Genomic DNA, 965 nt, shown 5'->3' with positions numbered 1-965 from the left:
TCTTTCTATCCCATGGAGATGGAATAATTGTGGCAATAAAGACTTGGGAGAAAGCGTAATAAAAATGCGTAAACTCTTATTGAGTAATTCCGAAATAAAATTAGATGATTCAAATGAATTCAAAGGCGTATTCTTTTACAAGCACTCCACAGAGGAACAGAAATTTTGGTCTACATTAGGTAATGCTCTTTTGAAATTAAAATCTGATAGCATACTTATACTATTTCCTCCTATTGTTGAGTGTGGAATAACTTATCGAGCAAAATGTCGTCAAAGATTCGATTTCAAGCACGATTTTGAATTGTTGGAAGCCATTGATGATAAGGATTTCTACAAATGTGCTCAAGCAATAGATTCCCTCAGATGTGAAGAAAAGAACATAACAGGTGATTTACTTATAAAATTGTTAGAAGCAATCTCATTCAATAAAGGAGATGTTACTGAATGGTTTTCTTCAAAAGGTGTTAAACGGAAACGGTCTGAAAAAGAAAAGTGCGATACGATGAAGATAATGTATGAAAATTTTGTACAATCAAGAAGTCTTGATGCGTTATATCTGATAATTAATTACGTTCATACGAATTTAAAATGGAGATACAAAAGACCTACATTATTGAATGCTATAAAAAAAGTTCTACAGGATTATAGAGAATCATCCTGTTTAGAACGTATGAAAACGTACAAAAACAAAATACGTATAATTGGACGAAAAGTAAATGGGAAATGTATAGGTAATACATGGCTAACAAAAGGCTTAGAGTTTGATGACGTTATTATATTAGATGCGCATAAATATAAAGATTGTAATAACTTCTATGTAGCGATTTCACGCGCATGCAAGAATCTGCATATTTTTTCAGAAACTTCAACATTGAAGTTTTAATGATATGTAAGCATTCGAACAAATGCACCTTTTACACTTTGAGGTTTGGTTGTAGCTTTGCGGCAGTGAATACAATCAAACC

General features: G+C 32.1%; 1 pseudogene. It reads left to right on the top strand.

Features of this window, described 5'->3' with window-relative positions:
• Window positions 1–883 (top strand): annotated as a pseudogene (locus ABUA47_RS24075) (hypothetical protein); the annotation flags it as partial.
• Window positions 884–965: the final 82 nt, after the last annotated feature.

The organism is Bacteroides sp. RTP31139st1_H2_RTP31139_211217 (assembly GCF_040227615.1).
GTDB lineage: Bacteria > Bacteroidota > Bacteroidia > Bacteroidales > Bacteroidaceae > Bacteroides > Bacteroides uniformis.
This window is presented reverse-complemented; position numbering and strand designations above follow the sequence as displayed.